The 23,572-nt window shown below is 67.6% G+C and carries 23 protein-coding genes; 15 read left to right on the top strand and 8 right to left on the bottom strand.

Annotated features, from left to right (window positions below; translation table 11 throughout):
- Window positions 1-151: 151 nt before the first annotated feature.
- From K4G53_RS11915 to K4G53_RS11900, 4 genes are all read left to right on the top strand, one after another.
- Window positions 152-610, top strand: coding sequence for a pyridoxamine 5'-phosphate oxidase family protein (locus tag K4G53_RS11915; protein WP_221385908.1), 459 nt, complete (start codon window positions 152-154; stop codon window positions 608-610).
- 79 nt (window positions 611-689) lie between these two features.
- Complete coding sequence (locus tag K4G53_RS11910; protein WP_221385907.1) at window positions 690-1,556, top strand: universal stress protein; 867 nt, start codon at window positions 690-692, stop codon at window positions 1,554-1,556.
- 26 nt (window positions 1,557-1,582) lie between these two features.
- Complete coding sequence (locus K4G53_RS11905; protein WP_221385906.1) at window positions 1,583-4,108, top strand: HAD-IC family P-type ATPase; 2,526 nt, start codon at window positions 1,583-1,585, stop codon at window positions 4,106-4,108.
- 13 nt (window positions 4,109-4,121) lie between these two features.
- Window positions 4,122-4,544: an Hsp20/alpha crystallin family protein gene (locus tag K4G53_RS11900; RefSeq protein WP_221385905.1), complete on the top strand. Its 423-nt coding sequence runs from the start codon at window positions 4,122-4,124 to the stop codon at window positions 4,542-4,544.
- 82 nt (window positions 4,545-4,626) lie between these two features.
- On the opposite strand, the gene ppsA is transcribed toward K4G53_RS11900, so the two are convergent.
- The 4 genes from ppsA to K4G53_RS11880 form a co-directional block, all read right to left on the bottom strand.
- Window positions 4,627-7,038 carry a phosphoenolpyruvate synthase gene (gene ppsA / locus K4G53_RS11895; protein WP_221385904.1) on the bottom strand — a complete coding sequence of 804 codons (2,412 nt, stop codon included), beginning with the start codon at window positions 7,036-7,038 and terminating at the stop codon, window positions 4,627-4,629.
- 41 nt (window positions 7,039-7,079) lie between these two features.
- Window positions 7,080-9,653, bottom strand: coding sequence for a cation-transporting P-type ATPase (locus K4G53_RS11890; RefSeq protein WP_221385903.1), 2,574 nt, complete (start codon window positions 9,651-9,653; stop codon window positions 7,080-7,082).
- Window positions 9,650-10,111 (bottom strand): universal stress protein, encoded by a 462-nt coding sequence (locus tag K4G53_RS11885; RefSeq protein ID WP_221385902.1) that lies wholly within the window; start codon window positions 10,109-10,111, stop codon window positions 9,650-9,652. Before K4G53_RS11885 ends, K4G53_RS11890 begins: the two co-directional genes overlap by 4 nt.
- A 65-nt stretch (window positions 10,112-10,176) precedes the next feature.
- Complete coding sequence (locus K4G53_RS11880; RefSeq protein ID WP_221385901.1) at window positions 10,177-12,114, bottom strand: heavy metal translocating P-type ATPase; 1,938 nt, start codon at window positions 12,112-12,114, stop codon at window positions 10,177-10,179.
- 196 nt (window positions 12,115-12,310) lie between these two features.
- Between K4G53_RS11880 and K4G53_RS11875 the strand changes: the two genes are divergently transcribed.
- From K4G53_RS11875 to K4G53_RS11865, 3 genes are all read left to right on the top strand, one after another.
- On the top strand, window positions 12,311-12,769 hold the full coding sequence (locus K4G53_RS11875) for a flavodoxin domain-containing protein (protein WP_221385900.1): 459 nt from the start codon (window positions 12,311-12,313) through the stop codon (window positions 12,767-12,769).
- The gene (locus K4G53_RS11870; protein ID WP_260323544.1) at window positions 12,769-13,161 is read left to right on the top strand and encodes a DUF5655 domain-containing protein; all 393 of its coding nucleotides are present in this window, start codon (window positions 12,769-12,771) and stop codon (window positions 13,159-13,161) included. Before K4G53_RS11875 ends, K4G53_RS11870 begins: the two co-directional genes overlap by 1 nt.
- 103 nt (window positions 13,162-13,264) lie before the next feature.
- Window positions 13,265-13,735, top strand: a complete 471-nt coding sequence (locus K4G53_RS11865; protein WP_221385899.1) for a GyrI-like domain-containing protein — start codon at window positions 13,265-13,267, stop codon at window positions 13,733-13,735.
- A 115-nt stretch (window positions 13,736-13,850) separates the two neighbouring features.
- Here the strand turns inward: K4G53_RS11865 and K4G53_RS11860 are convergent, their stop codons facing one another.
- Window positions 13,851-14,177 carry a hypothetical protein gene (locus K4G53_RS11860; RefSeq protein ID WP_221385898.1) on the bottom strand — a complete coding sequence of 109 codons (327 nt, stop codon included), beginning with the start codon at window positions 14,175-14,177 and terminating at the stop codon, window positions 13,851-13,853.
- A 216-nt stretch (window positions 14,178-14,393) separates the two neighbouring features.
- Between K4G53_RS11860 and K4G53_RS11855 the strand changes: the two genes are divergently transcribed.
- Window positions 14,394-15,164: a DUF4386 family protein gene (locus K4G53_RS11855; RefSeq protein WP_221385897.1), complete on the top strand. Its 771-nt coding sequence runs from the start codon at window positions 14,394-14,396 to the stop codon at window positions 15,162-15,164.
- Between the two features lie 142 nt (window positions 15,165-15,306).
- Window positions 15,307-15,588 carry a DUF1508 domain-containing protein gene (locus K4G53_RS11850; protein ID WP_221385896.1) on the top strand — a complete coding sequence of 94 codons (282 nt, stop codon included), beginning with the start codon at window positions 15,307-15,309 and terminating at the stop codon, window positions 15,586-15,588.
- Between the two features lie 61 nt (window positions 15,589-15,649).
- Here K4G53_RS11850 and K4G53_RS11845 read toward each other — a convergent pair whose 3' ends face one another.
- Both K4G53_RS11845 and K4G53_RS11840 read right to left on the bottom strand, forming a co-directional pair.
- Window positions 15,650-17,071: a DUF5129 domain-containing protein gene (locus tag K4G53_RS11845; protein ID WP_221385958.1), complete on the bottom strand. Its 1,422-nt coding sequence runs from the start codon at window positions 17,069-17,071 to the stop codon at window positions 15,650-15,652.
- A 41-nt stretch (window positions 17,072-17,112) separates the two neighbouring features.
- Entirely contained in the window at window positions 17,113-17,883 is a 771-nt protein-coding gene (locus K4G53_RS11840) for an SDR family NAD(P)-dependent oxidoreductase (RefSeq protein WP_221385895.1), read from the bottom strand.
- A 91-nt stretch (window positions 17,884-17,974) separates the two neighbouring features.
- Between K4G53_RS11840 and K4G53_RS11835 the strand changes: the two genes are divergently transcribed.
- From K4G53_RS11835 to K4G53_RS11810, 6 genes are all read left to right on the top strand, one after another.
- Window positions 17,975-18,820: a universal stress protein gene (locus K4G53_RS11835; RefSeq protein ID WP_221385894.1), complete on the top strand. Its 846-nt coding sequence runs from the start codon at window positions 17,975-17,977 to the stop codon at window positions 18,818-18,820.
- 91 nt (window positions 18,821-18,911) lie between these two features.
- Window positions 18,912-19,397: a hypothetical protein gene (locus K4G53_RS11830; protein WP_308287870.1), complete on the top strand. Its 486-nt coding sequence runs from the start codon at window positions 18,912-18,914 to the stop codon at window positions 19,395-19,397.
- Complete coding sequence (locus K4G53_RS11825) at window positions 19,394-19,588, top strand: hypothetical protein (RefSeq protein WP_221385893.1); 195 nt, start codon at window positions 19,394-19,396, stop codon at window positions 19,586-19,588. Before K4G53_RS11830 ends, K4G53_RS11825 begins: the two co-directional genes overlap by 4 nt.
- 96 nt (window positions 19,589-19,684) lie before the next feature.
- On the top strand, window positions 19,685-20,557 hold the full coding sequence (locus K4G53_RS11820) for an HNH endonuclease (RefSeq protein WP_221385892.1): 873 nt from the start codon (window positions 19,685-19,687) through the stop codon (window positions 20,555-20,557).
- Window positions 20,558-20,583: 26 nt separating this feature from the next.
- The gene (locus tag K4G53_RS11815; RefSeq protein ID WP_260323543.1) at window positions 20,584-21,657 is read left to right on the top strand and encodes an alpha/beta hydrolase; all 1,074 of its coding nucleotides are present in this window, start codon (window positions 20,584-20,586) and stop codon (window positions 21,655-21,657) included.
- Window positions 21,658-21,685: 28 nt separating this feature from the next.
- Window positions 21,686-22,636 (top strand): alpha/beta fold hydrolase, encoded by a 951-nt coding sequence (locus K4G53_RS11810; protein WP_221385891.1) that lies wholly within the window; start codon window positions 21,686-21,688, stop codon window positions 22,634-22,636.
- On the opposite strand, the gene K4G53_RS11805 is transcribed toward K4G53_RS11810, so the two are convergent.
- Complete coding sequence (locus K4G53_RS11805; protein WP_221385890.1) at window positions 22,633-23,394, bottom strand: glycosyltransferase family 2 protein; 762 nt, start codon at window positions 23,392-23,394, stop codon at window positions 22,633-22,635. The genes K4G53_RS11810 and K4G53_RS11805 overlap by 4 nt on opposite strands.
- Between the last annotated feature and the right edge of the window lie 178 nt (window positions 23,395-23,572).

Genomic DNA, 23,572 nt, shown 5'->3' with positions numbered 1-23,572 from the left:
ACGAAGGCATGTCCTGGAACCATTCTAGAAGACCCCGGCGACGACAGACATAGCCGGGCCTGTTACGAATTCAATTCATCGGTCACTGGCGTTGCTGCCGGCGGGACCTTCTTCCCTAGCCGCGGCTGCTTCCCAGCCCTAGGCTACGGCCATGAACACAGCAGCAACAGAACCCGGAATCCAGCATCTCGGCGTCCATGATTGTTGGAAATACCTTCGCTCCGCTTCCCTGTGCCGGGTGGCCTTTGTGGACGGTGAGGCCGTGGAGAACTTCCCTGTCAATTACGTCCCCACCAACGGCACCTTGCTGATCCGGACAGGCGACAACACCAAGCTCGCCTCCCTTGCCGGCCGGAAGTCCGTAGCGGTCGAGGCGGACGGGATGAACCAGTACGGGACCATCGCCTGGAGCGTCATCATCAAGGGCCACGCTGCTGTCGTCTCGGACGCGGAGGAAGTCCAGGACGCCATGGACGCCGGACTCTCGCCGTGGCAACCGGGACAAAAGAACGTCCTGCTTCGGATCACACCGGAGGACATCAGCGGCCGGCGGTTTGTCATTGCGGCACCAACACACTGGTGGCCGCCCCGGGAGCCCACAGCCGACTAATCCTGCTGCGCGAAACTGCCCACCCCTCAAACCTTCCAACCCCACCACCCACCCCACCAGACCCGCAAGGATGGCCACCATGGCACCAAGCCAGCCCATCGCCGTCGGCATCACCGACTCGCCCGCCTCAAACGCCGCCCTGTACTGGGCAGCGGCCCGTGCCAACCGGCTCAAAGTGCCCTTGGCCGTACTGCATGTCCTGGATGACCGGTGGATGGCCGCTGAGGTACTCCCCTACGTCGAAGTGCTCCGCGAAAGGGGCCTGGACCTACTCAAGGAGGTCGGCGAGAAGGCGCGCGCCGCCGAGCCGGGCCTTCAGGTCACGCTGGAACTGCTCGAAGGAGGCGTGGGAGCCGCACTCGGGGACTATTCCAGGAACGCGTCCATGCTGGTCCTGGGTACCAGCGGCCATTCCCGCGGGGCCTTGACCGACCGCGCCCTGCAGGCCGCTGCCACTGCCGAATGCCCGGTGGCGGTCATCGGCATCGGCCAGGAGGACGGGCGGGGGGTCTTCGTCGGCGTGGATGGATCGCGCGAGTCCACCCAGGCGGTTGCCTTTGCGGCGGCGGAGGCCGATGTCCTGGGTGAAGAACTAACGGTCCTCTACGCCTTCACCGGCCCCAACCGCTGGATCGCCGCAGGGCTCCCCTCCTCCAGTTTCGCCGGCCACGTGGTTGAGGAAGAACAATTGGTGCTGTCCGAGACGCTGGCAGGCCTCCGCCAGGAGTACCCCGACCTTGTGGTCCACAGCGTCCTGGAGACAGTCCTGGAGCCCGCGGACGCCCTGGTCCGGACGGCTGCCGGGGCGCGGCTGCTGGTCCTCGGCAGCCTGGGCAGGGGCGGGTTCGGGCGGCTCCTCCTCGGCTCGACAGCGCACGCGGTCCTGACCCAGCCCCCATGCCCCACCGTTATTACCCGCATGCACAAGAGCCAGCACAAGGAGTAACGGCGGAAGCTGTTCCTGGTCGCGCCATGTCCACAGCCGGGCAGAACCAAAGCGTCTCGGGCGCCGCCGCGGGCCATCGCGGGGCGCCCGAAGGCCTCTCCACCGCTGAAGTACTGGAACGGACCCACAGTGGGCAGGTCAACAGCGTTCCGGCAGCCACGAGCCGCAGCGTCTGGGACATCGTGCGGGCCAACGTCTTCACCCTGTTCAACGCCATCGTCGGCGGGAGTTTCCTCCTGCTGTTGGTGCTGGGCCAGTGGCGGGATGCCCTCTTTGGCCTGTCCGCCATCAGCAACGCGCTGATTGGCATCATCCAGGAGTACCGTGCCAAGCGTTCCCTCGATCAGTTGGCTATCCTGCATGCCGCGACCAGCCGGGTCATCCGCAACGGTGCCAGGACAGAGATACCCTCAGGGGAACTGGTAGCGGATGACCTGGTGGTGCTGAGCGCCGGAGACGAGGTCACCGCGGACCTTCAGCTTCTGGACGGTGCTTCCCTCGAAGTGGACGAATCCCTGCTGACCGGGGAGTCGGAGCCCGTGCCCAAGCTGCCGGGCGACGTGCTTCTCTCGGGCTCATTGGTCCTGGGCGGCAACGGCTACGCCCGGGTCCTGCGCGTCGGACCGGCGACGTTCGCCTCCGGGCTGGCGGCCGAAGCCAGGCGCTTTTCCCTGGTCACGTCGGAGATCCGCCGGGGCCTGGACAGGGTCTTCCGCGTGATCTCATGGCTGCTGCTGCCCACCGCCGCGCTGCTGGTGAATGCCCAGATGCTGGAACAGGGCGGGTGGTCGGCCGCCTTCACCACATGGAGGTGGGTTCCAGCGGCTGTGGGGACAATTGCGGGCATCATGGCCATGATCCCGCTCGGCCTGGTCCTGATGACCAGCGTGGCCTTCGCCGTGGGCGGCCTCCGGCTCGCCGGCCAGAAGGTCCTGGTCCAGGAACTTGCGGCCGTGGAGGTGCTGGCGAGGGTGGACGTCCTGTGCCTGGACAAGACGGGGACGCTCTCCTCCGGCCCCATCGAGTTTGACGCAGTCCATGGCACCGGAAGGCGCCCGGAGGACGGGTGGCGGGCTGCCGTGGAATGGTTCGGGGCCGCATCGGATGCCAGCAGCACAGCCGCGGCCATCGGCGCAGCATTCCCCACCACCGTTCCGCTCCCGGAGGTGGCATCCGTCCCGTTCTCATCGGCGCGCAAGTGGAGTTCTGTGACGTTCGGTCCCGAATCCGGGGCATTCGGGACCTGGATCCTGGGGGCGCCGGACGCGGTGCTCGGCGGGTCCCCCGGCAGTTCGCGGGCACGCGACCAGGCAGCGGCGCTGGCCTCAACCGGGCTCCGCACGCTGGCGCTGGCGCACCTGCCGGCCCCCCTGCCGCCTGGGGCCGCGGAATCCGGCTTGCCGGCGGACCTTTCCCCGGTGTTCCTCCTGACCTTCCGGGAGAGCATCAGGACGGACGCCCCCCGGACCCTCGACTACTTCCGGCGCCAGGGCGTCACCGTGAAAATCATTTCCGGCGATGATCCCCGGACTGTTTCGGCCCTGGCCCGCGGCCTGGGCTTCGGATCCGGTACCGCCTACGATGCGAGGAACCTGCCCGAAGAACCGCTCCTGCAGGATGGGATCGTGGAGTCCCAGGACCTCTTCGGCGGGGTCACGCCGTCGCAAAAGAGGGAACTGATCCAGTCACTGAAACGGCAGGGACACACCGTGGCCATGACCGGAGACGGGGTCAACGATGTCCTGGCACTCAAGGAGGCCGACCTGGGCATTGCCATGGATTCCGCGGCACCGGCAACCAAGGCCGTAGCCCGCCTCGTCCTCCTGGACGGGCGCTTCGACAGGTTGCCGGCAGTGGTTGACGAAGGGCGCCGGGCCATCGCCAACATCGAGCGGGTGTCCCTGGTTTTCCTTAGCAAGACCGTGTACGCAACTGTCATCTCGGTCCTGGCCGGCATCCTGCTGCTGGCGTTCCCTTTCCTGCCCCGGCAACTGTCCGCCCTCGACGGCCTGACCATCGGCCTGCCGGCCTTCTTCCTGGCCCTGCAACCGGGAGCGCGGCGCTATGAATCCGGCTTCCTCCGCCGCTCACTGGCTTTCGCCGTACCCGCCGGGATCTCTGCCGCGGCATGCGTGCTGGCCGTCGCCGCCTACGCCCAGTCCTCGGGCGGGAGGGACACTGAAGAGGCCCAGTCGGCCTCCGCCGTGACCCTGGCGCTCGTAGCGGCGTGGATCCTGGTGATCGCATCACGGCCCCTCACCACACCCAAGCTCCTGATCCTGGCCGGCATGTACGCGGGACTGGCCCTGCTCTTCACTGTCCCTTTGACCCAGGACTTCTTTCGCCTCGGACTGCCGCATGCGGAACTCCTGGCCGTCGCCGTCGCAGCTGCCCTGGCGGGGTGCCTGGCCGTCGAAACCGCCGCACATTTTGCCCGGCGGACAGGCGCCCGCACCGGCGGGAGCAGGCTGGGACCTTTGACTCTGGAACCTGCTTCCCGGGAAGCGGATGGTGGAACTGCCGGGCAACCCGATGATCCGGCGTCCAGATGAGCAGGAGGCAAGAATGACAGACCTGATGAAATGGTTCGACACCCGCCGCTCCCCCATGGATCTGATCGAAAGACTCTTCGAGGGCGAGACGGGGTCTTCCGCCATTCGGGTTGAAGAGATGGTGGATGGCAACACGCTGGTGGTGCGGGCCGAACTGCCCGGCATTGATCCCGACAAGGACGTGGACGTGACAGTCGCCGACGGCGTGCTGTCGATCAAGGCCGAGCGGCAGGAGAAGAAGGAGCATAAGGACAAGGACAGCTACAGGTCTGAATTCCGCTACGGCTCGTTCATGCGCCGGATCCCGCTGCCCAGCGGCGTCCAGCAGGACGACGTTTCCGCGTCCTACAAGGACGGCGTCCTGGAAGTCCGCGCCCCGATGCCGGACCAGGGGCAGGTGGCAGCTTCCGCAAAGATCCCCATCAGCAGGGGCTGAGGCCCGCCAGCAGCCGACGGCGGTGCCTGGCCTGCGTGCAGGCCAGGCACTTTGCTTGCCCTGGCGGCCGGGGCTCTCCCAGCTACCCTTTGGCGGCGGCCTCGGCAGCGGCGATGATGGGAAGGGTCTTCAGGAACGTGTCCGGGTTCAGCGACACCGAATCGATGCCCTGGGCCACCAGGAACTCGGCGAGGTCGGGGTGGTTGCTGGGCCCTTGCCCGCAAATGCCGATCTTGATGCCGGCGGCGTGTGCCTTGCCGATTGCCTGGGCAATCATGGACGTGACGGCGGGGTCGCGTTCGTCGAACAGCCCCGCGAGTTCCTCCGAGTCGCGGTCCACGCCCAGCACCAGCTGCGTTAGGTCGTTGGAGCCGATGGAGAACCCGTCAAAGCGGCGCGCGAAGTCCTCCGCCAGGACCACGTTCGAGGGGATTTCGCACATCATGTACAGCTGCAGTCCCGCCGCGCCGCGGACCAGGCCGTGTTCCTCCATCGCCTGGATGACCAGGTCGGCTTCATTGACGGTCCGGCAGAACGGGACCATGACGATGACGTTGGAAAAACCGATCTGCTCACGGACCCGTTTGAGGGCACGGCACTCGAGGGCGAACCCTTCCCGGTAATGGCCGCTGTAGTACCGTGAAGCGCCGCGGAACCCCAGCATGGGGTTCTCTTCCGGGCGCTCAAAGTAGCTGCCGCCCACCAGGTGGCTGTATTCGTTGCTCTTGAAGTCGCTGAGCCGGACGATCACCGGCTTCGGGTGGAAGGGGGCCGCAATCTTCGCGATGCCGGTGGCAAGGACGTCGACGAAGTATTCCTGCGGGTCGCCATAACCGCTGGTGAGTTCCCGGATCAGCCCGGCCTCGCCGGGATCTGTGACCCGTTCCGGGTGGACCAGGGCCATGGGGTGGATGCGGATGAGGTTGTTGATGATGAACTCCATCCGGGCCAGGCCTACGCCGGCCGCCGGAAGGCGCCACCATTTGAAGGCAGCGGCCGGGCTGGCGATGTTGACCATGACGCCGGTGCGGGTGGCCGGGAGGGCCTGCATGTCCACGTCGTCCACCGAGTAGTCCAGCAGCCCCTCGTAGACGCGGCCTTCTTCCCCTTCGGCGCAGGACAACGTGACCGGGCCGCCGTCGGACAGGACATCCGTTGCGTTGCGCGTCCCGACGACGGCCGGCACCCCGAGTTCCCTGCTGACAATAGCCGCGTGGCTGGTGGGGCCGCCGTGGTCGGTGACGATGCCGGCAGCGCGTTTCATCACCGGAACCCAGTCCGGGTCCGTCATCCGGGTGACCAGCACGGAACCGTCGACAAAGGACTCGATGTCCTTCGCATCCGTGATCACGCACGCCTGCCCGCGGGCGATGGAATCGCCGATGGCGGCACCGGTTGCCAGTACCCGCCCCGTCCCTGCAAGCCGGTAGGTGCGGAAGGTGGAAATGTCCCGCCGGGCCTGGACCGTTTCCGGCCGTGCCTGCACCATGAACAGTTCGCCCGTCAGTCCGTCCTTTGCCCATTCCATGTCCATGGGGCGCCCATAGTGGTCCTCGACGGCCGCCGCCCAGCGCGCCAGGAGGACAATCTCCGGGTCCGCGAGCACCAGCGAGCGCCGTTCCCGTTCGCTGGTCTCAACAGTCCGGGTCCGGGCATCCCCGCCCTGGCTGTAGACCATCTTGCGCTCCTTGGCGCCCAGCTCCCGCTCGATGATGGGGCTGAACCGCTGGTCCGCCAGCAGGGGCTTGAACACCTGGTACTTGTCCGGGTTGATGGTTCCCTGGACCACCGTCTCCCCGAGCCCCCACGCCGCGCTGATCACCACCACCTGGGGAAAGCCGGACTCCGTGTCGATCGAGAACATCACGCCCGAAGCGCCCAGGTCCGAGCGCACCATCCGCTGCACGCCGACGGACAATGCAACGTCCAGGTGGTCGAACCCCTTTATCTCCCGGTAGCTGATGGCCCGGTCGGTGAAGAGCGAGGCGTAACAGCGCCGGCAGGCGTCCAAAACGGCGCGGCCGCCGGCAACGTTGAGGTAGGTTTCCTGCTGTCCGGCGAAGCTGGCGTCCGGCAGGTCCTCGGCCGTGGCGCTGCTGCGGACGGCCACGGCTGCCTGGTCCTGGCCCGCGCGTTGGCACAGTGCCCGGTAGTGCTCCTGGATGTCCTTTGCGGTGTCTTCGGGGAAACTGGCCTGCAGGAACAGTTCGCGGATGGCCGCCCCCGCCTGCCGCAGCGTGGAACGTCCCGCCCGGTAGTCCTCAATGCGGCTCCTGATGCCCGGCTCCAGGTTGTTGGCGTCGAGGAAGGCCCGGTAGGCGGTGGCGGTGGTGGCGAATCCCTCCGGAACCCGCACTCCGGCGGACCGCAGGGCACGGCTTAGCTCACCCAGGGAAGCGTTCTTCCCACCAACGGAGGGGAGGTCAGCGATTCCGGTCTCTTCGATCCACGTGACGTGGACGCCGGCCAGCGATGTTTCGGCGGCTGAGGTCATGGCTCGATTCTGGCGTTCTCCGGCCCGGACACGGCAGAGTCTTAGGTCCCGGCCGCGCCCTGGCTGCGCCGGGCACGTCCCCGGATGGCTTTGTGGGTCCAGTCCGCCAGCAACACCGCCGGCACGGCCAGCAGTGCCAGCAGCAGGCCCAGGGGCGGCGGCGGAGCCTGGCCAAGCAGGGCTGCGAGGTATGGCACGTACAGGCATACGGCAAGGATCCCCAGCTCGGCCAGCACAGCACCGGCGAGGAGCCTGTTCGTACCCCAGCCAAGCCGCCAGGGCGGGACCGTGGCGCTCCGGCAGGCGTAGGCATTGGCCAGCTGTCCCAGCACCACGGCAGTGAAGGCGGCACCGGATGCAGCCATCAGCAGGCCTGCCTCCGGGGCGGTGCCGCGGGTCCAGCCGCCCTCGGCAAGGACAGCGGAAAACACCGCCATCTCGATTGCCGCTTCTACCGGCCCAAGCACGCAGAACACCCTCACGATCAGCCGCCGGTCCATGAGGTGCCGCCGCTCGGGCGGGCGGGCCAGGACATGTTTGGCGGGCGGCTCAGCGCCCAGGGCCAGGGCGGGAAGCAGGTCGGTGCCGATGTCCAGCGCCAGGATCTGCAGGACACCGAGGGCCAGCGGGAACCTGCCGCCGGACAGCGCCCAGATGACGAAGGGGGTCAGTTCCGCGACGTTGTCGGTGAGGTGGTAGGTCAGGAACCGGTGGATGTTCGAATAGGTGGCGCGGCCCTGTTCGATGGCCGAGACAATGGTGCCGAAATGGTCGTCGAGCAGGACAAGGTCCGCGGCTTCGCGCGCAACGTCGGTTCCACTCCGTCCCATGGCCACGCCGATATCCGCTTCACGCAGGGCCGGCCCGTCGTTGACGCCGTCGCCGGTCATGGCCACCACGTGCCCGCGGGCCTGCAGCGCCTTGGCCACGCGGAGCTTCTGCTCCGGGGACACCCGGCTGACCACCACCCCGTCACGGTCAAGGAGCGCACCCAGCAGTTGGTCGTCGTCGGGCAGGTCCGATCCCTCGTAAATGCGTTCCGGCGACCCTATCAGCCCAATCTGGCGGGCGATGGCTGCCGCCGTGGCGGGGTGGTCGCCGGTGATCATTGCGATCTTCAGTCCGGCCTCGCGGGCCGTCCGGATCACCTCGCCCACGTCCGGCCGGGGCGGATCCTGCAGCCCGATCAACCCCAGCAGCTCGAGGCCGGTTTCCAGGTCTCCCGCGGTGCTTGACTGCCACTCCCCGGATGGCCCCGCCAGCCGCCGTCGTGCCACCGCGATAACCCGCAGGCCGCGCGATGCCATCACCTCCACCTGTTCCTTTACGTGCCCGGGCACGGACCCGCACAGCGGAAGCACTGTCTCGGGAGCCCCCTTGCAGAAGAGCTCCGCCCCCATGACCACCGACTCGCGGCGCCGCACGGGGTCGAAAGGCAGGCGCCTGGCAGGCACCATGGTGGCTTCGGTGCCGGTCAGCCTGCGGGCGAGGACATCCATGGCCGCTTCCATCGGATCACCCTGGGCGTGCCATTGCCCGCCGCGCAGCTCGGCCCGGCCCTGGGAAGCCGCCCGCGCAGCCACTGCGGCCTCCGCGGCCTTTTCCGTGCCCTGCCCGTGGACCACGGCCACGGGGGCATATCCCTCCCCCGCGACCTGGACGGATCCTTCCGCCGTATAGACCTCGACGGCGTTCATCCGGTTCTGCGTCAGGGTCCCCGTTTTGTCAGTGCAGATGAAAGTGGTGGATCCCAGGGTCTCCACCGCCTCCAGGTTGCGCACCAGGGCGTCCCGGGAGGCCATCCGCTGGGCGCCCATCGCCAGTGACAGGGTGACGGTGGGCAGGAGCCCCTCAGGGACCAGCGCCACAGCAACGCCAATAGCGAAGAGGAACGAATCCCGCCACTGGAAGCCCACCAGCAGCGACACCAGGAAAAAGAGGCCGGCAATGGCCAGGGCCACCCCGGCGATGACCCTGACGATCCGGCGAAGTTCCAGGGACAGCGGCGTGGGAGGCGGCACCGCGCCGCTGGTCAGGGCCGCGATGCCGGCCAGCCGGGTCCCGGCGCCCGTCGCGGTCACGGCGGCTTCGGCCTCGCCATTGACCAGGAACGTGCCTCCCCACCCGGAGTCGCCGGCAGTTTTTGCCACCGGTTCGCTTTCTCCGGTGAGCATCGATTCGTCCACGGCACAGGCCGAGGCGGAGAGCATGGCAACATCGGCGGGGATGCGGTCACCGGCGGTGAGCAGCACGACGTCGCCCGTCACCAGTTCGCTGGCGTGCACTTTGCGGACGCGGCCGTCCCGGCGCACCACGACGTCGGCCGGCAGCAGTCCGCGCAGCCGGGCGGCTGCATGCTGGGCCCGCTCCTGCTGGATATGGGCAAAAACGCCGTTGACAATGACGACGACGATGATCGCCACAGCGAGCTGGGGCATGTTTGCCAGAAAGGCCAGCCCGGCGGCGCACCACAGCATCAGCGCGAAGAAGTGCGTCATCTCCCCCCAGAGCTTTCGCCACTGCGGGACCGGTTTCTCCGCCGGAAGCAGGTTGGGTCCCGACTCCTTCAGGAGTGCGGCCGCCCGCTCCGAGGTCAGGCCCTCGGCGGCCCTCACACGGCGTCCGCCTCCTGCCCCACCAACAGCACGGGGCACGCCGAATGCGCGGCGCATGCCTTGCTGACGGAGCCCATGGACGTTCCCAGCAGCCCGCCCTCGCCGTGCCTGCCAACCACCAGCATCTGGGCCCGTTTGCTTTCCTCCACCAGCACCTTCGCCGGTGGCCCGAACTTAACCGCAACTTCCATCTCTCCGGGCCGGTCCCCGGAGAATGCCCGGCCCAGGGCCTCCTCGACCAGGCGGCGGGCTGCGTCCTCCAGCCTCGCCGTGAACTGCCGGTCGGCGCCCTCAAGGCGGGACAGCACCAGGTAGTCCGGCATACCGACGCACGTGATCACCTCCAGCCGGGTGCCCAGCCGCGCCGCCAGCGTGCCCGCATACCGCAGGGCGGCGGAGGAGTATTCGGAACCATCGACACCGACGATCACGGGCTTCGGGGCTGTTTCTGCATTCATAGACACCACGTTCCCGGCCCGGGCAGGCCGGGGGAAGGGCCGAAAGTCATGCCCGGCCGGCTGTGTCAGGGTTTCCGGTCGGCGCCGTGGAGTGCCCGAAGGCCATTCAGGATTGTTGCCAGGTCCACCAGTTCCTGCAGCAGGGCCCCGGTGACGGCGGGGATGTAGCCCGTCATGGCCACTGCCATCAGCCCGATGCTTAGTCCAATGCCCGTCCAGATGCTCACCAGTGCCACCGCGACGGTCCGCTTACCGATGGCAACCGCCTGGGCGACCTTGGAAAGATCATCCAGCATCACCACCACGTCCGCGGATTCGCTGGCCGCTGTGGCGCCCTTGGCTCCCATCGCGATGCCCACGTCCGCTGCGGCCAGGACGGGTGCATCGTTCACCCCGTCACCGACCATCAGGACCGGGCGGTCCGCAATGGCGGCCACTGCCTGGACCTTGTCCTCCGGAAGGCACTCCGCCTGGACTGTGCCGATGCCGGCCTCCTCCGCGATGTGGGCAGCGGTCGCGTGGGCATCACCGGTCAGCAGCATCGTGTTCCGCACGCCAAGCCCCTGCAGCCGCGCGAGCGTGGCGACGGCGTCGTGGCGCAGCGGGTCCTTCATGACCAGGGCACCCGCGTACACTCCGTCGATCGCCACGTGCACGGCGAGCTGGCCGCTCTGGAGCGCCGAATCCCGGAAGCCCGTTGACACACTGCGCACAAGGCCCGCTTTGCCCACCACCACCCGGCGGCCACCGCACAGGGCCTCCACGCCCTGCGTTGCCGATTCGGTGGCGTTCTGGACGGGCAGCAGTTCGAGCCTGGCTGCTGCGGCGGCCTCGATGACGGAGGCTGCCAGGACATGAGAGGAATACTGCTCGGCCGACGCAGCGAGCTGCAGGATCCGCTCCGGACTGGCGGCGGCGCCCGCGCCGTCATCGCGTACCCGGATGTGGTCCAGGACGGGCCGCCCTGAGGTGAGGGTCCCGGTCTTGTCGAACACCGCGGTGCGCGCCCTGGCCAGTTGTTCCAGCGTCTTGGTGTTCTTGATGATGATGCCTTTGTGGGCGGCCTGGCTGGTGCCGGCGAGGAACGCCACGGGCGCCGCGATCAGGAGCGGGCAGGGGGTGGCCACCACCAGCACCTGGGCGAAGCGCAGCGGATCGCCGGCCAGGAACCAGGCGGTGCCTGCCATCGCGAAGGCGAGGAAGGTGAAGGGGACGGCATAGCGGTCGGCGAGCCGGACCACCGGCGCCCGGCTGCTGGAGGCCTCCTCCACCAGGGCGATGATGCGGCTGTACTGGGACTCCGCTGCCGTGGCTGTGGCCCGCATCCTGATGGCCGCCTCGCCGTTCACCGAGCCGCTGAGCAGAAGCTCTCCCCGGGACCGCTCCACGGGCAGGCTCTCCCCCGTCAAGGATGATTCGTCCAGGCTGGCGGAGCCGGACAGGAGCTCGCCGTCAACGGGTACCAGCTCGGAGGGGCGCACCACGAGCACATCCCCGGGGGCCACGTCGCCGATCGGGACGTCATCGAGGACTGCGGCCGCGCTTTCGCGGTGCGCGAAGCGCGGGGCCCTGTCCAGCAGTGACCTCAATTCGCGGGCGGCACGGCCCTGGGCGAAGTTTTCCAGCGCTTCCCCGCCGGTGAGCATCAGGATGACCACCAGCGCGGCAAGGTACTCCCCTACCGCGATGGTGCTGGCAACGGCCATGAGGGCCAGCAGGTCTATCCCCCAGCGCCCCTCACGCAGGGCACGCACCATTTTCGGCACGCGCGCCAGCACCACCACGCCGGCATAGGCAGAACCGAGCACCCTCACCTGCGGTTCCAGGCCGGCCCGCAACAACAGCAGCACGGCCAGCAACACCAGGCAGGTGAGCGCGACGACGGGATACAGCCGGATGAAGCGAACCAGCCGGTTCCCGGTGGGGAGTCCCGGTTCGCCGGTATCAGCAGCCGGGGCTGTCTTTCCGGGAGACACCCCGGGATGGGGCGCCTGCTTCCTCATCCCGGGCACCCGGGCCGGGAGCGGTCACGACGCATAACCCGAGCCTACGGCCCTGCCGTTTCCTGCGGTAGGGCACTTCGCCCTGCCGCCACCATGGGCGGGCGGTCATGACTTTCGGCCCTCCCGACAAGTCCCGGCAGGGCGCATGGTGGAGGGGAGCTACCTGGACAGCGTCGATTTCCGGGAAAGGACCGACATGACAACGATTGTTTTGTACGACTCCGCCTACGGCAACACCCGGACCATTGCGGAGGAGGTGGCATCGCACCTGGGCGGCGCAGCCGCTGTTCCTGTGGACGGATTCGACGCCGGCGCGCTGCACCCGGGTGACCTCCTCGTCGTCGGCAGTCCCATCAACGGCTGGCGACCGACCCCGAAGATCAGCAAGGTTCTGGATGACCTGGCGGGACGGGGGCTGGCGGGGGTGAAGGCGGCCGCCTTCGATACCAGGGTCAAGCTCTTCATCCACGGTGACGCCGCGGGGAAGATGATTAAGGCCCTCAAGAGTGCCGGCGCCAGCATCGTGGGCGGTCCCATGGCCTTCTACGTCAAGGGCAGCGAGGGCCCGCTGCTCAGCGGTGAGGTGGAGCGCGCCGCTGCGTGGGCCGCCGACCTCGAAGCAGCGCAGGCGGAGCCCCGCGAGCCCGAATCTTGATGACCCGCCCCGACAGCCCGCCTCCCGCCATGCAGCCGTGGACAGTGGAGCGGTTCTTCGAGGGCGCAGCACCCGCGTATGCGCTCTACCAGGCGGTGAAGCGGATGGCGGACAGCCTGGGGCCGATGGAAGTCCGTGTTTCCAAGAGCCAGGTGGCGTTCCGGCGCCGCCGGGGCTTCGCGTATCTCTGGCGCCCCGGCATGTACGTCAAGTCCACGGTCCCGCTTGTCCTGTCACTGCCGCTGCCGAGGAATACCGCGTCACCCCGCTTCAAGGAAACAGTCCAGCCGTCCCCGGGAATCTGGATGCACCATTTGGAGCTTCGGGACAGTTCCCAACTGGACGACGAGGTGCTCCAGTGGATGCGTGAAGCCTATGATGCGGCCGGCTGACCTGCGACCGCTTCCGGCCGGACCTGCCCTCTGCCCTCTGCCCTCGGGAAATTAGAGTCCTAATGCCCTGTCGCAGGATGGGGTCATGGCTGAGCCTTGTGGGATGAATGGGAACAGCCAGGAGCCCCGAAGGATCCACCTGACCGGCCAGCCGGTTGCCGTGGTGCGTGAAAAAGTCCGCATGGACTCACTCCCCGGCTTCTTCGAGCGGGCCTTCGGCGCCGTCATGGCCGCCGTCCAGACACAGGGCGCCAGCCCGGCCGGTCCGCCCTTTGCGCTGTACCGCGGCATGCCCACCGAAACTGTCGACGTGGAAGCGGGTTTTCCGGTCGCCGGGCACTTCACGGGGACGGATGACGTGGTGGCCGCGGCGCTTCCGGAAACCGATGCGTTCGAAGCGATCCACACCGGCCCCTATGACACGCTGACCGCTACTTACGACGCCATCAGGCAGCGCATGGAAGCCGACGGCGCCGTCCCTGCGGACGTGATGTGGGAGTACTACCTCAGTGATCCGCGGGAGCAGCCTGACCCGGCAACGTGGCAGACCAGGGTGGTCTGGCCCGTCGCTTGAGGCCCCTGCCCCGCCATTCATTGCACGCCATTCCATGAGTGGCATCTCCCGGTCTGTTATCCCCCCGACCCGGGCTTCCCCCGACGGAACCGTCCCGGCCCTAACCGTCCCGGCCCTATGGGGCGGGGCGGCGGGTGAATGTCAGCTCCCAGGGCTGTGTGCCGTGGCCTGTCTCAAGCCACCCGTCACGCGCTATCTCCCCGCGCAACTGCGCCAGGCTTGCCTCCAGGCCCGGCGCCCACTTCTCCTCAGGCGGGGTCGCGTTCAGCGGTGGCCCGGGAAAGGTGTCGCTGGCATAAAGCCTGCGCCCCTCCGGAGTCCTGCCAACAAAGCGCAACTGCGTCCTGCCGTACTGCGAGCCCAGGGTGTACAGGATGCGGGCCCACCATTTGCTGGAGGCGGCATCCTCAAGTTCTATGCGGAGTCGTTCCTCTGCCGCCATGTGTCTACCTCCGGAGTGCGGACTTTTGGACGGGGGCCCGTTGTCACGGCCCACTGCACTGCCAAGAGTAGGATCGCCGAACCGGTCCGCACCAGGGCCGAAGGTCGCCACCGGTGCACCGTGCGAAAGGAGCAGAAACAGGAAGGAGCAGAAGCAGGAAGGAGCACGGGACAAAGGGCACTACCGGGTGCGGTGGCGGGATGGAACAGTGCAGGCATGACCGGCCCAGGCACGACGGCTTCCGGCCCCTCAGCCCAGCATGGCGCACAGGGCTGGCAGCCTCTCTACCTCCTCGCAGGCGTGGGAGCGCTTCTCTTTGTCTTCCTCCTGGTGGCGGCGCTGGTGCTGGACCTTCTTGCCCCTCCCCCGGTCCATGGCGGCGAAGCCACCCTCCTCTTCATAGCCGACAACAAGCCGGGCTACGTGGCCGAGCAAATCCTGTGGATCCTGCCCAATATCCTTCCGGTACTGGTCTTCACGGCGCTTTTCGTGGCTCTCTTCACCGTCCAGAAGAGCCTCGCCCTCACAGCGCTGATCTTCGGCGGCCTGCCCTGGGCACTGCTGCTGGCCGTCCCGGTCAGCAGCCGGGGCTCACTGAACCTCGTCTACCTCAGCGACCGGTACGTCGCGGCGGCGACGGATGAAGAGCGGCAGGTCTATGCCACGGCCGCTGAGGCAATCATTGCCGAGAACAACACGCCGGCCATCGTGGGAGCCCTTTCCGCGGTGGGAATCCTGCTCGCGGGAGCAGCGATGCTCAAGGGGCACCAGGCTGATTTTCCGCGGTTCCTGGCCTGGCTGGGCATCGCCACAGGAGTCCTGGGCGTCCTGTCCGAAGTCCTGCGGCAAGCGCTGCCGGAATTCTACGGGGGCTACGGCGTCCTCCTCTGGGCGTGGTTCGCCGCAACCGGAATCGCCCTGGTCCGGCTGTCCCGGTCAGCTCCCCTAGCACCGGCCGGCCGGAGGATCAGGGACTTTGGTCCCTAATCCGCGGGACTGTCCTCTGGGACGGTGGATGGGGGCCGAAAAACGCACAGTGGCTGGGACTTGCGTGGCCTGCTGGACCGCTTGCGGACCACTGGAGCCTCCACATTCAGGGGAGGCGGGACGTTGAGGAGAACAAAGGCTTATGGCGGGTACGTTCGAACTGTTTGTCGATGAAGACGCGCAGATCCGTTTCCGGCTGGTTGCAGCCGACGGCAAGGTGCTGGCGGTGTCCGGGCAATTCAGCGATAAACGGGCGGCTGCCGCTGCCATCGAAGATGTCAGGGAGTGCGCGGGAATGGGCCTGATCAAGGACGTCGCCGCACCGCGGGCCGCCACACCGCCTGGCCTCGTCCTCGCGGCGGCACCAGGGCGCGACGTCCGGCGTGCCCGCCCGGGCGCCCTCGGATCCCGGGGTGCTGCCTAACCTCCGTTTCCGGGCGCGGTACCGGAAGGATTGTGCCCGTGCTGCATGCCGGAGGGCAGCGCTAGAAGCCCGAGGAACTGCCTGAGCCCGAGAAACTTCCTCCGCTGCTCCCGTACCCGGTAGTGCTTCCGCCCCCGCCCCGTGCCGAGTTGACGCTGCTGACCCCGGAATTGAGGCCCGAGTTAAAAGTGGCCACCGAGAAGAAGTAGTAGGACGGATAGACCGTGCCCAGGATGCTCGGCTCGTAGGTCCGCTGCCGGCGGTGGTCAGCGCCTTCCTGGGCGCCCTCCATCTGTTCGCGCATCAGGCGCGCCTCCCGATCGTTTTTCGCGAACGCGTGAATGACGGTTTCGGCGTGCTCCTGCAACAGTACTGACAGCCGGGAACGGGCGTCATACAACTGGTCGAGGGCATTTTCCGGTGTCATCCGCCCCTCCGCCAGCTCGGCCGTCCAGCGTTCGATGTCACGCAGGCTGTGGTCGCGGAAGGAGCGCAGCGCGGTGGCCGTGGCCGAATCACCCTGCCCATGCCGCTTCGCCAGCAGCTGTTCCAGGCCGGCGAGGTCGTTCCGGAAGGGCGCGAGCTGCCGGTCCCACGCCGTGGGCCAGGTCCCGGCCCGGTTCAGCAACGCGTTGCTGTCGGCTATGACGTCGTCGAGAGCGTCAAGCTCTGCGGCGGCATCGGCGTATTCCCTGACGAGTTTCAGGTTCTTGCGGCTGCCGAGCGATCGCCCGCCCAGCGCATGTACGCGGTTGGACAGCTCGCTCGCGGCGTTATAGCGGTTCAGGAATGAGCGGTGCTTCTCCAGGACCTGACTGCCGTACTTCGACGATGCGGGGATGGTGCCGGCGTTCAGCTCCGTAACCTCCAGGTCCATGCTGACGTTGGCATAGCTGCGGTCCCCGCGTTCCAGCTGCTTGCGGCAGGAAGCCCTGGTCACGACCCGGACAATCAACCAGGCTGCGGCGCCCAGGGCGGCGAGGCCCCCCGCCACCCAGGCGGTGACAACAAAGGCGGCGGAGCGGTACCACGGCTGGTTGATCAGTTCGGCTGCGCGCCGCACGCCGGCTATGGTTCCCTCGGTCCACTGGGCGTCGCGCAGCAGGTCCTTTGCCGCGTCCTGGATGTCGCTGCGCTGTTCGAGGGACACTTTCCGGTCTTCGCCCATGTAGGTGCCCACGTGGCGGCCGACGGGATCGAGCGCGAAGATGAACAGCCCGTCAGCCCATTTCTGCCCGTCCGGACTGATCCATTCCGGGTGTCGGGTCCTGGCGAACCTCAGCACCTCCTCGTTGAGGTTGTCCGCTTCCCGGCCGTTATAGGTGTAGACGACGACCCTGGTCGGTTCATGGAAGTCGAGCCGTTCAAGGGCGGGCACCAGCGAGTTCCGGTCAAGTACCCCCGCCGTGTCCTGGATGTCGACGCTGACCGGCGGAACGGCGAGCGCGACGGCGGCGCCGCCCAGCAGGAATGCCGTCAGCATGGTGAAAATGGCAGCAACTCCGGCTACCGTTCTGCGGAACCTCAAACCGCATTCCACCCGTTGTCGGAGGCCAGCACCACGCCATTGATGTTCGTACCGTCCCTGCTGAGCAGGAACGTGATTCCGGCAGCAAGTTCACCCGCTTCGGCGATGGGAGGCACGTTCACCTGCATGAAGGGTCCCAGCACCTCAGTGGCCAGCTGGGATTTGAATTCCGCGTGGATGTTGGTCCGGGTGCCGCCGGGAGCCACTGCGTTGACCCGGATTCCCCTGCGTGCGTACATCACTGCGGAGCTGCGGGTGAGGCCAATGACAGCATGCTTTGACACGGTGTACGCGGCACCTGCGGCGGATCCCCGCAGCCCGGCCTCGGAGGAGATGTTCACAATGGAGCCGTAGCCTGCCGTAAGCATTGCCGGCACCACGGCACGCATCAGCCGCATCATGGATGTCAGGTTGATGTTCAATACCCGGTCCCAGGTGTCGTCGTCGACCTCGTGCACCGGCTGGAAGCTGTCCATGATGCCGGCGACGTTGGCGAGCCCGTCTATCCTGGCGCCCGCAGCCGCAACCACCTGCTGCACCACGTCTTCCTGGCTGATGTCTCCGGCGACCGGCACGAAGTCCAGCTCCCCGTTCCCTGCCACCAGTTTGTCCAGGCCCTCCCGGCTGAGGTCGCTGGCAACCACCCGGCCGCCTTCCCGGGCGACGCGCATCGCCGTCGCCAATCCAATGCCGGAGGCTGCCCCGGTGACGATGACTGTCTGGCCGTCAAACCGGCCGGGGGTGATGATTTCCTGCCAGGCGGACATGCGCTGCTCCTCGCTACGTAGAATCAGGATGGAGCCAGGAAACGGGCCCGTCACAGGGCCTAAGGTCCCCTGATGAGGAGCGCGGTGACCCATGCAGGATCCCAGAGCCATAGTCGCCGGCTTTGACGGTTCGGCCGAGGCGGCGGCTGCTGTGCGTTGGGCTGTCCGCCAGGCCCGGGCCGCCCGTTGTCCCCTCCACGTGGTGCACTGTTCGCTGTGGCCACTCCTGACCAGGCATCTGGGACCAGTCCCTGGAGTTTCCGGCAGCGGCCTGGAACAGTCTGCCCAGTCCATCCTCGAGGAGGGGGTTGCGTGCGCCAGGGCGGAAGGCCCGGGCCTGGACATCAGGGGCACCCTGCTGCACGGGCTTCCTGCGCAGCTCCTGGCCGAGGCCGCAGCAGGCGGGAGGATGCTGGTGGTCGGCAGCCGCGGCCTGGGCGGCTTCCTGGGCCTGCTCGTCGGTTCCGTCAGCCTGGAACTGGCCGCAACTGCGGCCTGCCCGGTTGCCGTCATTCGGGAGGATCTGCACCCGGCCGGTCCCGTCGTCGTCGCGGTCAACGGGTCAGGCTCCCGGGCCGCGCTGGAGGATGCAAGCCATCTGGCCGCCGGTGCAGGGGCAAAACTCATCGTTGTCCATGTCCGTCAAACCCAGGCACGGCCCAAGCACGGAGGACCGGACGCGGAAGCCGCCGGGGACGACGTGCTGCAGGCGGCGGTCCGGGCCGCAGCCGCCCTTGCGCCCGCCGTCGACGTGCAGGGAAAGCTCCTGTCCGGCAAGTCCGTGGCGGCAGCCCTTCTCGGGGCGTCTGAAGGCGCTGCCGTGCTGGTTGTGGGAACCAAAGGCTACGGGGCGGTCAAGGAAACCCTGGGGTCAACCGCCCACGCTGTCCTCCACCATGCCCGCGGGCCGGTCCTCGTCTCCCGCCGCCGGGGCTGATGGGACGAAGGCACTGAAGGTAATCATCTCTGCCTGGGCGGTTGCGGGGTGTCCGCCGGCCTGTGGCCGGAGCCCGGCCTAAGCTGGCTGGGTGACCCCTGCCCCCTCCCCCGCCCCGCTGGACGTCATGGTCCATTCAGGGCCGGCCGACTGGTGGGTGATCCTCGCCGGGCTGGGCCCTTTGGCGGTGCTCATCGCTGCCCTGCTTGCCTTCTACATCAACTGGCGCACGCTGAAGCAACGCACCACGGCTGACAGGACGGCCCTGGAGCAAAAGACCGAGGCGGACAGCCGGGCGGAATGGTGGCGGCGGACGCAGTGGGCCCTGGACCGCGCGCTGGACGGTGATGAAGGAACCAAGGCTTTGGGCCTGGCCACCCTGGAAGTCCTGGCCCGCAGCGAGCTTGCCCGCACCGAGGAGCTCGAATTGTTCGACATTGCCTGGCAGAGCGTCTCCGGCGAAGACAACGGGGACGGTTATGACCAGGAGGGCGGGCCGGCCTTCATGGACGGCGATGCGAACTTGGGCGAGAATGGAACAACGGATGAAAACAACACCAGGGAGGTTGGACCATGAGCGCGGCATCTCCTGAGCACCGGTTTGTGTACACTTCCCGGAATTCCGCCGCCAAGCCGGCGAAGAAGAAGACCACCCCGGCCGAGCACCGGGTCCAGGTGGCTGCGGCCAGGCTGCGCGTCACGCTCGATGAGCGCCTGGGACGTGAGACACCGGCCAAGACCAAAGCGCTGGCCAAGGAACCCATCTGAGTTCCGGGCATGCGCAGGTGGTTCGTGTGCGCAGTCCGCGTTTTCGTGCGCCATCCCGTTGGTGCGCTGCCGGCCTGTGCGGGCTGAGGTGAGCAGGTGGCTGCACTGATTCTCGGTTGGGACATCAGGGCGTGGAACCGCTGGAACTATGACGCCGTCGTCGAGCACGTAGCGGTGACCGGGCAATACCTTGACCGCTGGACCATCGGTCCGCGCTGGAACGCCGGGCCCGGGACGGAAGCGTGGCTCCTGCTGCAGGGCACCAGTGACACGGATACCGGGCTCATAGGGCATGGAGTGGTGATGTCCGAACCGTTCCGGCCCGTCGCCGACAGCCCGTCCGGCGCCGGGGCCTGGTTTGTCACGGTCGTTTTCGACGCGCTGCTCCCGCTTGGCGAACAGATAGGCGCCGAGACGCTCCGCGCAGCTGTCCCCGGTGTGCCGTGGGACAACGCAAGCGGCCGGGCCGCCATGGCCCTGACCCCGTCATCCGAGCCTGGCCTTCGCCGCTTGTGGCGGGAGCAGGGCCCGACGGCGGCCGGCTGGGAAGAGCTGGTTTCCGGCACCTTTCCGCCGCAAGCAGTCAGCCGGACCGGGGTGAACCGGTACGAGCGGGACGCCGACGCACGCCGGGTGTGCCTGGCCTTCCACGGAACCTCCTGCGCGGCCTGCGGCCTGTCGCTCGAAACCGCCTACGGTGAGGCCGGCAGCGATGTGCTGGACGTTCACCACGTGGTGCCGCCGGAGATAGTGGGAAGCGGGTACCAGCTCGATCCCATCACCGATCTCGTACCGCTGTGCCCCAATTGCCACGCCATGGCGCACCACCAGGTGGCAGTACCGCGGACCGTCCCGGAACTGCGGAGCCTGATCGCCGCCGCCGGCCACCTTAAGAGCGAGCCGGTCAGCGAGAAAGCCCTCGAAGCGCAGGAGGATGCGCGGCGCATCCTTGAGGCCGGCCGCGACTGACGCTTACGGCCCGGTAATATTGGGGAATGACCGCGGTGGCCCCGCCTTCCGGCAGCGCCTTTTCCTTTGCCCGCAGTGCCCGGGGAGTATTGCGCCGTGTTCCTGTGTGGACATGGCGCCTGCTGATGCTGGCTGTGGGCCCGCGGGAACGCGCAAGATTCAACACAGATCCAATCACCGAGGTCGAATACACGCACGACGTCGACTACGCGGGGAAGGGCCTGCGCGCCCAGCAGCTGGATGTGCTCACTCCCTTGGACGCAACGGGTTCCTGCGCCGGGGAGGCGGGAACGGGAGGGCCCCTTCCCGTCTACGTCTATTTCCACGGCGGGGGGTGGACGTCCGGAGACAAGGCGGCCGTCACCAAGTACTGTGCCAGCCAGGCGCTTGGCGGGATGGTAGTGGTCAACGTCAACTACCGCCTGTCACCCCGCTTCCATCTGGGCCATGTCCTTCATGACGCGAATGCTGCTCTGGCCTGGGTGGCTGAAAATATCGGCGATTTCGGGGGCGATCCGCAGCGTGTGGTCCTGGGCGGTGATTCCGCTGGCGGCCAGATCGCGGCCCTGCTTACCGCCGCAAGCCTGCGGCCGGAACTGGCCGCGCACTATGCGCTGCGGCCCGCCCTCGACCGGGAGCACCTCAAAGGACTGGTGCAGCATTGCAGCGCGGTCGATTTCTCCGTGTTCTTCGAGCGCGGCTTCGTGCTGAGCCTGGACTTTGTGCGGATGCTGCTGCCGTCCGCTGCTGCGCCGTCGCGCCGTTTCAAAAGGCCGGCGACGTCCGGCTTTGCCGTTGAACGGCTGAAGGCCGCTGCCGCTTTCATGTCCCCGATCGAATGGCTCGACGCCGGGCACCCGCCAGTGTTCGTCAGTACGTCGGAGCGTGACTTCTTCTACCGCGCGAACCTCAATTTCATCGAGCGGCTCCGGCAGCATGCCGTGCCGGTGGACACCTTGATCTACGACTGGAGCAGCACCAACACCGAACACACCTGGCAGCAGGACTACCGTTACCCGGAATCGCAGGAAGTGTACCGGCGCCTGCACGCCTTCGTGCGGAGGGTGACGCGGCAGGCTGCGGCCCCGGCGGCTGACTAAGCCCCCTCCGCTGGGCTATTTTTGAAGCATGCTGGAGCCGGAGCCACGGGACTACGGAATCAACCCGGAGGAATTCGGTTCCGCCCGGGTGGATGCGGCCGCCCTGCTGGACGCGGAACTGGGCGATGTCGATTGGTCCGTCCTTCCCCCGGGATCGGTCCGCTGCAGCATCACCGCCCCCAGCGGCACCCTCGCAGGCCTTGCCCTGGGCAATCCCGGGGATCCCGCCGTCGTGCTGGTGCCAGGCGCCACCGGCTCCAAGGAGGACTTCTCGCTCATGATGCCCAGCCTCGCCGCCGCCGGGTATTTTGTGCTCAGCTATGACCTTGCCGGCCAGTATGAATCCGCAGGGGCGGGACCGGAGAACCTCGTTCCGCCCAGGAAACACTACGACTACGCCCTGTTCGTCGACGACTTCCTGGCGGTCCTGCAGACAACAGCTACGCCCGCCCACGTGGTGGGGTATTCCTTCGCCGGCATTGTCGCCCAGCTCGCCTACGCCCAGCGCCCCGAACTGTTCCGGTCCCTGACCCTGCTCAGCTGCCCGCCTGAACCGGGTGCCAGTTTCCGGGGGGTGAGCCGGATCGGCCGCTTCAGCACCTGGGTGAACGGCCGGGTCGGCGCCGCCCTGCTGATCTGGGGCATCCGCAGCAGCAGGGTGGTGCGGGTTCCGCCGGGCAGGCGCCGGTTCGTCAGCTACCGGTTCCGCTTTACCCGCCGGGCCTCCGTGCGCGACATCTACACACTGATGCAGAACGCCCCGGATCTTCGGCAGACCCTGGCTGCGGCGTCCCTGCCGAAGTTTGTCGCGGTTGGAGAGCACGACCTGTGGCCGCTCAGGCTCCACCGTCTGTTCGCACAGTCAATCCAGGCGCGCATCGGGGTCTACCGGGGTGGCCACAGCCCGTGTGAGACCTCGCCCCACGAGTTCAGCCGGGACCTCCTGGCGCTCTATGCCAAGGCGGACCGGCCCTCCTAGCGGGAGTCCTGCCTGTGGGAGCGGCGCCAGCGCATGCGCTCCAGCCTCCGCCGCAGCGGCGGCTCATGGTGGAACTCGACGTCGAAGGTCACCACGGACATCACAACGCGCCGCCGGAATGCCGCCCAGCTGGCGAAGGGCCGGGCGGAGACCCCTACCCTGAGGCTGGGATCGTAGATGACCTCCATATCCGGCCGCAGACGGTAGGAGATGTCCAGATCGTCGTGGACCAGGGCGTTGTCCCGGACGACGGCGTCGCGGATGCCCGCCCAGACCTCCCGGCGGAGGGCGAAGTTGGAGCCGTAAACCGGACGGTGGCCGAGCAGGAACGCAACGATCCTGAAGTAGCCGTCCAGGAGCAGGTGCCTGCCGGCCCAGCCCGCAAGCCGGTTCCCGCCGTAGAAATCGCCCGGCCCGGTTACGGCGGTCAGCGGGCCGGCAGCGCTGAGCGTACGCTCTATGCGTTCGAGCCAGTCCTGCGGCGGACGTGAATCGGTGTCAAGCCGGGCGATGATCCCACCCGAAGCGGTATCGAATCCGGCGGCCGCGGTGGCCGGGATGCCCGGCAGGTCCACCACAATCCGCCGGACACCAGCCGCGGCGCACACGTCAGCGGTGTCATCGGTGCTCGAGTTGTCCACCACGATGATCTCGTCGGCAGGCCTGGTCTGCCGGGCAAGCAAGGCCAGGCATGTCCTCAGCTGCGGGGCGTCATCCCGCGTGGGGATGACGACTGAGACGGCGGTGGCGGCATCCATAGCGAGAGCCTACCCGTTGCTTGCTCCGCAGCCCGCCAGGACGTGGGCGGGGAAAATGACGTGGGCGGAAAAATACGGGCCCGTCCAGTGCATGCACGAACCGGACCGCCAGGAGAGGCTCTTGACGCGGGCAAAACGTTTTGCATATAGTGATGCAGGCAACATACAAAACGTTTTG

Origin of the sequence: Arthrobacter sp. MAHUQ-56, from assembly GCF_019710585.1 — a bacterium.
Taxonomy (GTDB): domain Bacteria; phylum Actinomycetota; class Actinomycetes; order Actinomycetales; family Micrococcaceae; genus Arthrobacter.
Note: the sequence above shows the minus strand (reverse complement) of the source record. Positions and strands in the feature narration are given on the sequence as shown.

Excerpts from the sequence above, each read along its gene's own strand:
- K4G53_RS11905 (WP_221385906.1), top strand. The coding sequence starts at position 1,583 with ATGTCCACAGCCGGGCAGAACCAAAGCGTCTCGGGCGCCGCCGCGGGC.
- K4G53_RS11805 (WP_221385890.1), bottom strand. The coding sequence starts at position 23,394 with ATGGATGCCGCCACCGCCGTCTCAGTCGTCATCCCCACGCGGGATGAC.
- K4G53_RS11900 (WP_221385905.1), top strand. The coding sequence starts at position 4,122 with ATGACAGACCTGATGAAATGGTTCGACACCCGCCGCTCCCCCATGGAT.
- K4G53_RS11910 (WP_221385907.1), top strand. The coding sequence starts at position 690 with ATGGCACCAAGCCAGCCCATCGCCGTCGGCATCACCGACTCGCCCGCC.
- K4G53_RS11870 (WP_260323544.1), top strand. The coding sequence starts at position 12,769 with ATGACCCGCCCCGACAGCCCGCCTCCCGCCATGCAGCCGTGGACAGTG.
- K4G53_RS11815 (WP_260323543.1), top strand. The coding sequence starts at position 20,584 with ATGACCGCGGTGGCCCCGCCTTCCGGCAGCGCCTTTTCCTTTGCCCGC.
- K4G53_RS11855 (WP_221385897.1), top strand. The coding sequence starts at position 14,394 with ATGACCGGCCCAGGCACGACGGCTTCCGGCCCCTCAGCCCAGCATGGC.
- K4G53_RS11860 (WP_221385898.1), bottom strand. The coding sequence starts at position 14,177 with ATGGCGGCAGAGGAACGACTCCGCATAGAACTTGAGGATGCCGCCTCC.
- ppsA (WP_221385904.1), bottom strand. The coding sequence starts at position 7,038 with ATGACCTCAGCCGCCGAAACATCGCTGGCCGGCGTCCACGTCACGTGG.
- K4G53_RS11825 (WP_221385893.1), top strand. The coding sequence starts at position 19,394 with ATGAGCGCGGCATCTCCTGAGCACCGGTTTGTGTACACTTCCCGGAAT.
- K4G53_RS11845 (WP_221385958.1), bottom strand. The coding sequence starts at position 17,071 with ATGCTGACGGCATTCCTGCTGGGCGGCGCCGCCGTCGCGCTCGCCGTT.
- K4G53_RS11865 (WP_221385899.1), top strand. The coding sequence starts at position 13,265 with ATGAATGGGAACAGCCAGGAGCCCCGAAGGATCCACCTGACCGGCCAG.
- K4G53_RS11840 (WP_221385895.1), bottom strand. The coding sequence starts at position 17,883 with ATGTCCGCCTGGCAGGAAATCATCACCCCCGGCCGGTTTGACGGCCAG.
- K4G53_RS11880 (WP_221385901.1), bottom strand. The coding sequence starts at position 12,114 with ATGAGGAAGCAGGCGCCCCATCCCGGGGTGTCTCCCGGAAAGACAGCC.
- K4G53_RS11885 (WP_221385902.1), bottom strand. The coding sequence starts at position 10,111 with ATGAATGCAGAAACAGCCCCGAAGCCCGTGATCGTCGGTGTCGATGGT.
- K4G53_RS11810 (WP_221385891.1), top strand. The coding sequence starts at position 21,686 with ATGCTGGAGCCGGAGCCACGGGACTACGGAATCAACCCGGAGGAATTC.
- K4G53_RS11915 (WP_221385908.1), top strand. The coding sequence starts at position 152 with ATGAACACAGCAGCAACAGAACCCGGAATCCAGCATCTCGGCGTCCAT.
- K4G53_RS11875 (WP_221385900.1), top strand. The coding sequence starts at position 12,311 with ATGACAACGATTGTTTTGTACGACTCCGCCTACGGCAACACCCGGACC.
- K4G53_RS11850 (WP_221385896.1), top strand. The coding sequence starts at position 15,307 with ATGGCGGGTACGTTCGAACTGTTTGTCGATGAAGACGCGCAGATCCGT.
- K4G53_RS11835 (WP_221385894.1), top strand. The coding sequence starts at position 17,975 with ATGCAGGATCCCAGAGCCATAGTCGCCGGCTTTGACGGTTCGGCCGAG.